The sequence below is a fragment of the Intrasporangium sp. genome, from assembly GCF_032907665.1.
In the GTDB taxonomy this organism is placed as follows: Bacteria; Actinomycetota; Actinomycetes; order Actinomycetales; family Dermatophilaceae; genus Intrasporangium.
On the sequence record NZ_JAJJPG010000144.1, the window covers coordinates 1 to 8,517 of the forward strand.

9 protein-coding genes are annotated in these 8,517 nt (G+C 70.0%); 7 read left to right on the forward strand and 2 right to left on the reverse strand.

The genetic code is table 11. The features are described 5' to 3' along the window. From LOY02_RS16225 to LOY02_RS16245, 5 genes are all read left to right on the forward strand, one after another. On the forward strand, positions 1-530 hold a 530-nt coding region (locus tag LOY02_RS16225), incomplete at its 5' end, for an ABC transporter substrate-binding protein (RefSeq protein ID WP_317183408.1). 104 nt (positions 531-634) lie between these two features. Next, positions 635-1,645 (forward strand): ABC transporter permease, encoded by a 1,011-nt coding sequence (locus tag LOY02_RS16230; protein WP_317183409.1) that lies wholly within the window; start codon positions 635-637, stop codon positions 1,643-1,645. A 6-nt stretch (positions 1,646-1,651) separates the two neighbouring features. After that, the gene (locus LOY02_RS16235) at positions 1,652-2,683 is read left to right on the forward strand and encodes an ABC transporter permease (protein WP_317183410.1); all 1,032 of its coding nucleotides are present in this window, start codon (positions 1,652-1,654) and stop codon (positions 2,681-2,683) included. Between the two features lie 26 nt (positions 2,684-2,709). Beyond that, on the forward strand, positions 2,710-3,738 hold the full coding sequence (locus LOY02_RS16240) for an ABC transporter ATP-binding protein (RefSeq protein ID WP_317183411.1): 1,029 nt from the start codon (positions 2,710-2,712) through the stop codon (positions 3,736-3,738). After that, positions 3,735-4,925: an oligopeptide/dipeptide ABC transporter ATP-binding protein gene (locus LOY02_RS16245; RefSeq protein ID WP_317183412.1), complete on the forward strand. Its 1,191-nt coding sequence runs from the start codon at positions 3,735-3,737 to the stop codon at positions 4,923-4,925. Before LOY02_RS16240 ends, LOY02_RS16245 begins: the two co-directional genes overlap by 4 nt. A gap of 54 nt (positions 4,926-4,979) precedes the next feature. Here the strand turns inward: LOY02_RS16245 and LOY02_RS16250 are convergent, their stop codons facing one another. Both LOY02_RS16250 and LOY02_RS16255 read right to left on the reverse strand, forming a co-directional pair. Beyond that, entirely contained in the window at positions 4,980-5,201 is a 222-nt protein-coding gene (locus LOY02_RS16250) for a hypothetical protein (protein WP_317183413.1), read from the reverse strand. A gap of 393 nt (positions 5,202-5,594) precedes the next feature. Then, the gene (locus LOY02_RS16255) at positions 5,595-6,263 is read right to left on the reverse strand and encodes a helix-turn-helix domain-containing protein (RefSeq protein ID WP_317183414.1); all 669 of its coding nucleotides are present in this window, start codon (positions 6,261-6,263) and stop codon (positions 5,595-5,597) included. A gap of 153 nt (positions 6,264-6,416) precedes the next feature. Between LOY02_RS16255 and LOY02_RS16260 the strand changes: the two genes are divergently transcribed. Next, a complete protein-coding gene (locus LOY02_RS16260) occupies positions 6,417-7,244 on the forward strand; it encodes a class I SAM-dependent methyltransferase (RefSeq protein WP_317183415.1) in 828 nt (275 codons plus the stop codon). 87 nt (positions 7,245-7,331) lie between these two features. Continuing rightward, positions 7,332-8,297 (forward strand): alpha/beta fold hydrolase, encoded by a 966-nt coding sequence (locus LOY02_RS16265; protein ID WP_317183416.1) that lies wholly within the window; start codon positions 7,332-7,334, stop codon positions 8,295-8,297. Positions 8,298-8,517 lie beyond the last annotated feature (220 nt).

The following is an 8,517-nucleotide window of genomic DNA, read 5'->3' on the forward strand; positions in this document are numbered from 1 at the left end:
TCAAGGAGGCCGGCGCCGAGGGCATGACGCTGAACTTCGCCTACCCGACCGAGGTGACGCGTCCGTACATGCCGAACCCGCAGAAGATCGCCGAAGCGGTGCGGACTGACCTCGAGGCCGCCGGCATCAAGGTCAACTTCGATGCCAAGCCGTGGAACGGCGGCTACCTCGACGGCGTCGACGCGGGTTCCTTCGACGCGTGGCTGCTCGGCTGGACCGGCGACTACAACGCGGCCGACAACTTCGTCGGCACGTTCTTCCAGCCGGAGACCAACGACTTCCACACGTGGACGCAGCCGTGGGGCAAGCAGCTCTCGGCCGACCTCAAGGCGGCGGATGCCATCGTCGACGAGGCCGAGCGGGCCGCGGCCTACGAGAAGCTCAACCAGCAGATCATGGAGGAGTACCTCCCGGGCCTCCCGCTCACGCACTCGCCGCCCGCGCTCGTGACCGGCCCGAACGTCGATGGGCTCATCGCCTCGCCGCTCACGTCCGAGGAGTTCAACACCGTGACTGTCGGCGGCAAGTGATCCTCACCCGCGGCCTGCCCGGGTAAGGACACCGTCACACCAGCCGGGGGCCGTCCCAATCTTTTGGGACGGCCCCCGGTCGTGAGAAAGGATGGCACCTCGCCGTGCTGAGATTCATCGTGCGCCGGCTCGTCCAGATGGTCGGCGTGGTCATCGTCCTCTCGCTGCTGCTCTTCGTCTGGCTCAAGGCACTCCCCGGCGGCACGGTGTCGGCGATGCTCGGGGAGCGGGCCACCCCGGAGCGTCGCGAGCAGCTCACTGAGGCCCTCGGCCTCAACGACCCGATCTGGGTGCAGTACTGGAACTACATCAAGCGCATCGCACAGGGCGAGTTCGGCCCCTCCAACGGCGTGCTCCCAGGGCGTGACGCCTTCGAGATCTTCCTGTCCCGCTTCCCGGCCACGATCGAGCTGAGCAGCGTCGCCATCGCGCTCGCCGTCGTCATCGGCATCCCGCTCGGGTACTTCGCCGCGCGGCGCAAGGGCACCTGGCTCGACAACCTGTCCGTCATGGGCTCGCTCGTCGGGGTCGCGGTGCCGGTCTTCTTCCTCGCCTTCATGCTCAAGCACTGGTTCGCCGTCGAACTGCAGTGGCTGCCCGTGTCCGGGCGCCAGGATCCGACGCTCGACGCGACGCGCGTGACCGGCTTCTTCGTCCTCGACGGCATCCTCACCCAGGAGTGGGACGCCGCCTGGGACGCCTTCAAGCACCTCATTCTTCCGGCGCTCGCGCTCGCCTCCATCCCCTTCGCGGTGATCTTCCGCATCACGAGGGCGTCGGTGCTCGACGTCGTCGAGGAGGACTACGTCCGCACGGCCAACGCCAAAGGGCTCACGTCCCGCATCATCCGCGGGCGGCACATCCTGCGCAACGCCCTGCTGCCGGTGGTGACGACGATCGGCCTGCAGACGGGTGCCTTGCTCGCCGGCGCTGTCCTCACCGAGCGCGTCTTCAGCTTCACCGGGATCGGCCAGGCTCTCGCCATGGCCATCGAGCTCAAGGACTATCCCGTGCTCCAGGTCCTCATCATGGCCGCGGCCGCCGTGTACGTCATCGTCAACCTGGTCGTGGACATCACCTACGCCATCATCGACCCCCGCATCAGGACGAGGTGATCTGCCATGACCCAGTCCTCCGGACCAGGACCCTTCCGCGACCGCAAGAAGGACCGCATCGACTCCCTGGCTCAGGCGGCCGGCCACAACGCCGCTGCCGAGTCTGGTCAGGGTAGTGGCAGCGCCCTGACGACGGTCGCCGACGCCGGCCGCATCGCCGGCGGAGAGGGCAAGTCGCTCCTCGCCAGCGCGTGGGAGCGCCTGCGCCGCAACCCGGTCTTCCTCACCGGCGCCTTCATCACTCTTGTCTTCGTCGTGCTCGCCATCATCGGCCCATGGATCGCGCCTCACGACCCAGCGGCCCAGCCTCTGCTGGACCAGGTGCGGCCCCAGACGAACCCGGTTCCCGGGCCTCAGCCCGGCCACCCGCTCGGGGGCGACACGGTCGGCCGGGACCTCCTCTCCCGCCTGCTCGTCGGTGGGCGCCAGACGCTCATCGTCGGCGTTCTCGCGACGTTGGGCGGGCTGCTCGGGGGCCTCACTCTCGGCACCCTCGCCGGCGCCATCGGCGGGTGGGTCGATGCCCTCGTCATGCGGATCGTCGACGTCATGCTCTCGATCCCCGGCCTCATCCTCGCCGTCTCCATCGCGGCGATCGCGGCGAGCCCGAGCCAGACGACGGTCATCATCGCCATCGCTGTCGTGCAGATCCCGATCTTCGCTCGGCTGCTCCGTGGCTCGATGCTCGCCCAACGAGCGAGCGACCACGTGCTCGCGGCACGGGCACTCGGCGTGAAGCCGCGCGCGATCGTCTTCCGCCACATGCTGCCGAACTCGCTCGGGCCGGTCATCGTGCAGGCGACACTCGTCCTCGCGGTGGCGATCATCGAGGCCGCCGGCCTGTCCTTCCTCGGCCTCGGCAACCCGGACGACCGGCAGCCCGAGTGGGGCCAGATGCTCGGTCAGGCGCAGAACTTCGTCAGTGACCACCCGCACCTGGCGATCTGGCCGGCCATGTGCATCATCGTCGTCGCGCTCGGCTTCACCCTCATGGGAGAGTCACTGCGTGAGGCCCTCGACCCCAAGAGCCGGAGGTGACCGGGGTGTCCCAGACCATCTCGTCCGTGAGCACAAGCACGGGTGCGACCCACACCACGAGTGCCAGTCGTCACGGTGACGAACCGCTCCTGCAGGTTCGCGATCTCAAGGTCACCTTCACCCGGCACGGCGAGGAGCCGTTCGCGGCCGTCGACGGCGTCAGCTTCGACGTCAGACCGGGTCAGACCGTCGGGCTCGTCGGCGAGTCCGGGTGCGGGAAGTCGGTGACCTCGCTGGCGATCATGGGACTGCTGCCGAAGCGGGGCAACCACGTGGAGGGAGAGGTGCTCTTCGCCGGCACCGACCTGCTGAAGCTGTCGGACACGGACATGCGCGACCGGCGCGGCCGGGAGCTCGCCATGATCTTCCAGGACCCGCTCAGCTCGCTCAACCCCGTGGTGCCGGTCGGCGTTCAAGTGGCCGAGGTGCTCGAGCGGCACAAGGGCATGTCCCGCAAGGCGGCGATGGTCGTGGCACGCGAGATGCTCGACAAGGTCGGCATCCCCGACCCGGACCGCCGGCTCAAGGACTATCCCCACCAGATGTCCGGCGGGATGCGGCAGCGGGCCCTCATCGCGATGGCGCTCGCCTGCGAGCCGAGACTGCTCATCGCCGACGAGCCGACGACCGCGCTCGACGTGACGATCCAGGCTCAGATCCTCAGCTTGCTCAAGGAGCTCGTCGAGGACACCGGCACGGCCCTGATCATGATCACGCATGACCTCGGCGTCGTCGCCGGGCTGTGCGACGAGGTCAACGTCCTCTACGCGGGCCGGATCGTCGAGCGCGCCGACCGGCATCCCCTCTTCGAGCAGCCGCGACACCCCTACACGTTCGGCCTGCTCGAGTCGATTCCCAAGCTCGACATCCGCCGGGGCGAACGGCTCAACCCGATCCCCGGCTCGGTCGCCGACAACCTGCCGTGGACCAGCAGCTGTGCCTTCGCCCCACGGTGTCCGAACGCCATCGAGACGTGCCGGCAGGAGGCGCCGCAGCTGGTGGAGGACTATGGTCGCGCCCTGCGCTGCTTCAACCCTGTGGAGGTGGGTCGATGACCTCGACCGTGAACCCGGATCGTGACACGAGCGGAGCGGCCGAGCCGGCAGCGCCGTCGGGCGCCGACCACGGTGACGTGCTCGTCGACGTCCGCGGGGTCAAGGTGCACTTCCCGATCAAGAAGGGCGTCATCTTCGACAAGGTGATCGGCCACGTCTACGCGGTCGACGGGGTGGACCTGCAGATCCGTCGGGGCGAGACGTATGGCCTCGTCGGCGAGTCCGGCTGTGGCAAGTCGACCCTGGGTCGGGCGATCCTCAACCTCGAGCCGCCGACCGAGGGCTCGGTGACCTACGACGGCGTCGACATCGCGAGCCTCAAGGGCGAGGAGCTGCGCCGCAAGCGCCAGGACATCCAGATGGTCTTCCAGGACCCGATGAGCAGCCTGGACCCACGACAGTCGGTCGAGTCCCTGCTGCTCGAGGGCCTGAAGGCGCACGCGCTGGTCAAGGATGACGAGTCCGCCGGCCAGCGCCTCCGTGACCTCCTCAAGGCGGTGGGCCTTCCGCCCGCGGCCCTGAAGAAGTACCCGCATGAGTTCTCGGGTGGCCAGCGCCAGCGGATCGGCATCGCCCGGGCGCTCTCGGTCGACCCGAAGCTCATTGTCGCGGACGAGCCGGTCTCGGCACTCGACGTGTCGGTGCAGGCCCAGGTGATCAACCTCCTCGAGGAGCTCCAGGAGGAGTTCGGCCTCACGTATCTCGTCATCGCCCACGACCTCGCGGTCGTGCGGCACATCAGCGACCGCGTCGGCGTGATGTACCTCGGCGCCCTGGTGGAGGAGGCCCCCGCCGACAACCTCTACGCCCAGCCCCTGCATCCGTACACCCGTGCGTTGCTCTCGGCCGTTCCGGTCCCCGACCCGGTCGTCGAGGATCGGCGCGAGCGCATCCTGCTCACGGGCGACCTTCCGTCGCCGGCCAACCCGCCGTCTGGCTGCCGGTTCCACACACGTTGCCCGTGGCGCCAGCCGACGCGCTGTGACAGCGAGCGTCCGGCGCTCCGCGTCGTCCAGGTCGAGGGCGTCCACGACGATCATCGGGTGGCGTGCCACTGGGCTGAGCAGATCGCGTCGGGCGAGCTGCGGCCGCACGAGGTCGCCGCAGTGGCCGTCGAGCAGAGCGCGCTCGTCGACCAGTCCGACTCGCCCATCCTGGGACCGACGTCGATCGGCGAGATCGGCTGAACTCGTGCTGGCCGGCTGAGGGTGGACCGGCCGAGGGAGCGACCCACCAGCGCGTCAGGACGGGTGGCCCTCGGCATCGGCCTCGGTCTCGGCGAAGTCGAGCCCGTGCTGGGCCATCGCGTCGGCCCAGACCTTCATCGCCTTGGGCCCGACGCCGTGGAGGGCCGCGATCGCCGTTGCCGGGTGGCGGGAGAGCTCCTGAAGGGTTCGGATCCCGGCCGCCTGCAGTGCTCGGTCGGCTGGGCCGGTCGCGTGCGGCACCTCGAGATCTGGCATGGACAGCTCCCTTCGTCGGTGGCGTGTCCTCCATCATGCCGTGCCATCCGGCTGCCCGAAATGCCCGATGAGGCCGTATGCCGCTGGGCCCTCCGCCCCGGGCGCCTGCGCTCTTCGCCGAGGGCAGTTCGTGCCGACACCCCGTGCGCGCCACGTCGGGCCGGGGCGGCGTTTGTGGCCACTCGACGGGGTGGGACTGCGCCGTCGCCACCCGGGCCGGCGAGCGAGAGCCCGCCCAGCGGCATACGGCGTGGTGGCGCTCGGGTACCCAGAGGACAGGAGAAGAGGCGCCATCCGCTCGGGGGTCCGAATGGCGCCTCTTTCACCCTCAACAGCGCACGTGGAGCCGGTGGCGTTACACCTCACGTCAATCTTTTTTCGGCGCCCTGGTCTTCACGCTCCCAGCACGGCCGGGGCGACGGGGCTGAGCCGGAGCACGTCCCCGAGGCTGCGAACGACATGCCGCGGTCCCTCGATCTCGATGGAGCCGTGTCGCATCGCCGACCCCAGAGGGATCCGCCCGAGCCACACCTCGTAGAGCGAGCGCACGTCCGAGCTGATCGTCAGGCTCACCTCGAAGCCCGGGTCGGCCGTGCAGACGGAGGGCACACCGCGGTCGACGACGATCCAGAAGCGCTTCGGGTCGTCGCGGAAGCGCACGTGCAGCACTTGGCGGTCGCCGCCGATGCTGGTCGTGTCGAGGCGGGTGTGCATCCACCAGATGAGCAGCTCCGCGTCGAGCTCGTGCTCCTGCGGCTCGCCGAAGACCCACCGGGCACCCCACTCTGCCATGCCGAAGACGAGGGGCTCGAGCGCGCGACCGGCGGGGGTGAGGGAGTACGCGGTGCCTTCGCGCTCGACGACGCCGGCCCGCTGGAGGTGGCGGAGTCGCTTGGCGAGCAGGGTGCGGGACAGCCCGGGGAGGCCACGCGCGAGGTCGTTGAAGCGGGTCGTCCCGACGAGCATGTCGCGGACGATGAGCAGGGTCCACCGCTCCCCCAGGACGTCGAGTGCCCTCGAGATGGGGCAGTACTGGCCGGCGCCGGGCTGGTGTCGTCCCATGGGTCGAGTATCGGCTCAGACCTGCCCCGTGTCAGTCCATTTCCTGTACTGGTCGCGGGCGAGCCGTGGTCGCATCCTCGGACGTGGGGCCGGTCTGAGGCGGCATCGGGCCGTCCGGCCAGGGAACACCGGCCCGACATCAGGGAGCGATTGATGACCACGACGATGGATCCGGCTGCTGACGCGGCCCTCAAGGCGAAGCATGCGGCAATGTGGGCGCTCGGCGACTACCCCAGGGTGGCCCGGCAGCTCATTCCGGGACTGGGGACGGAGCTCGTCGAGGCGACCCGCATCAGGCCCGGAGACCGGGTCCTCGACGTGGCCGCCGGGCCGGGCAACGCCGCTGTCCCCGCGGCGCTGGCGGGCGCGGACGTCGTGGCCTCCGACCTCACACCCGAGCTGATCGAGGCGGGTCGGGCGGCGGCGGAGAAGGCGGGGGCGCGTCTCGAGTGGCGCGTCGCCGACGCCGAGGCGATGCCCTTCGGCGACGCCGAGTTCGACGTCGTCGTGTCGTGCGTCGGCGTCATGTTCGCCCCGCACCACGAGCGGGCTGCGGCCGAGCTCGCGCGTGTGACACGCCCGGGCGGGCGCCTGGGGCTCATCTCATGGACGCCGGAGGGCTTCATCGGGCAGATGCTCGCGGTGATGAAGCCGTATGCCGCTCCTCCGCCTCCCGGATCCCTGCCGCCACCGCTGTGGGGACGGGAGGAGCACGTCCGCGAGCTGCTCGGCGGCGCGTTCGAGGGTCTCAGCGCGGAGCGCCGGATCGTGGCTGAGACCTTCGAGCAGCCCGGCGAGTTCCGGGAGTTCTTCAAGGCGAACTATGGCCCGACCATCGCGACCTATCGCTTCCTGGGGGATGACGCGGAGAGGGCCGCAGCGCTGGATGCCGCCCTGGACGCGCTGGTGGCCGAGCACTCCGACGCCTCGGGCCGGATGGAGTGGGAGTACCTGCTCGTGACCGGGACGCGGGCCGGCTGAAACCTGTGTGAGGATCGACCCTTCGTCCGGGGTCATGGCCCTCCTCGGGTTACTCTCAGGTAAGACCTGATGACCCGAGGAGGTGTCGTGAGCCCGCTCCGCCCACGGCAGATCAAGCTGCACGGCCACATCCTGTCCTACGTCGACAGTGGCTCAGGCGAGGCGGTCCTCTTCGTCCACGGCCTGCTGGGCTCGCACCGGAACTGGCGCTACCTCGTGGACCGCATCGACAACACCAACAGGGTCATCGTGCCGGACCTCTTCGGTCACGGCGCCTCCGAGAAGCACGAGGGCGACTACTCGCCCGCCGCCCAGGCGGCCACCCTGCGCGACCTCATCGATCGGCTGGGCATCGAGCGGGTCACCATCGTCGGGCACTCCCTCGGGGGCGGGATCTCCCTCGCCTTCTGCTACCTCTTCCCCGAGCGCGTGGAGCGCCTCGTCCTCGTTGGGACGGGCGGCCTGGGCCGGGAGGTGAGCCCGGTGCTCCGCGCAGCCACCCTGCCGGTAGCCGACTTCGTGCTGCCCGTGCTCGCCTCGCAGTGGGTGCGAGGGGGTGCCGAGATCCTGGGCCGGGGCCTGTCCCTCTTCGGCTGGCGCGCGAGCCACGACATCCGCGCAGCGTGGGAGGGGTTCACCGAGCTGAGCGACGCCGAGAGCCGGCGGGCCTTCCTCAAGACCACGCGTGCCGTCCTGAACTCCGGCGGCCAGAGCATCGCGGCGCACGAGTACCTCACGGAGCTCACCGGGATCCCGGTCCTCGTCGTGTGGGGGACCAATGACATGGTCATCCCCGCCGAGCACGCGAGCCGGGCGGCCGAGTTGGCGCCTGCGTGCCGGGTCGAGCTCTTCGACAAGGCCGGCCACTTCCCCCACCTGGACCAGCCGGACCGGTTCGCCGACGTCCTGCGCGACTTCATGGCGACCACGGAGCGCGGCCCCGACCTGCACGCCGACACTCCGCCGCAGGTCGCATCCCGCCGACGGCCTCGCACGAGGTCACGGGAGGCTGCGCCGCGCAGGAGCACTCCGAAGCAGGGCAAGACCGCCTGAGTCGCGCTGCTCCGCAGAATCGCACGTTGCTGCGTTGGGGCGCCATCCGATCCGGACCTGGTGGCGCCCACCCGCGCGACCACCACCACCTATCGGACCCCGGCCCGATCCCGGTCGGCCCCCCCACCCGAGCAGCACCACCTATCGGACCCCGGCCCGATCCCGGTCGGCCCCCCACCCGAGCAGCACCACCTATCGGACCCCGGCCCGATCCCGGTCG

Excerpts from the sequence above, each read along its gene's own strand:
- LOY02_RS16255 (WP_317183414.1), bottom strand. The coding sequence starts at position 6,263 with ATGGGACGACACCAGCCCGGCGCCGGCCAGTACTGCCCCATCTCGAGG.
- LOY02_RS16250 (WP_317183413.1), bottom strand. The coding sequence starts at position 5,201 with ATGCCAGATCTCGAGGTGCCGCACGCGACCGGCCCAGCCGACCGAGCA.
- LOY02_RS16260 (WP_317183415.1), top strand. The coding sequence starts at position 6,417 with ATGACCACGACGATGGATCCGGCTGCTGACGCGGCCCTCAAGGCGAAG.
- LOY02_RS16235 (WP_317183410.1), top strand. The coding sequence starts at position 1,652 with ATGACCCAGTCCTCCGGACCAGGACCCTTCCGCGACCGCAAGAAGGAC.
- LOY02_RS16245 (WP_317183412.1), top strand. The coding sequence starts at position 3,735 with ATGACCTCGACCGTGAACCCGGATCGTGACACGAGCGGAGCGGCCGAG.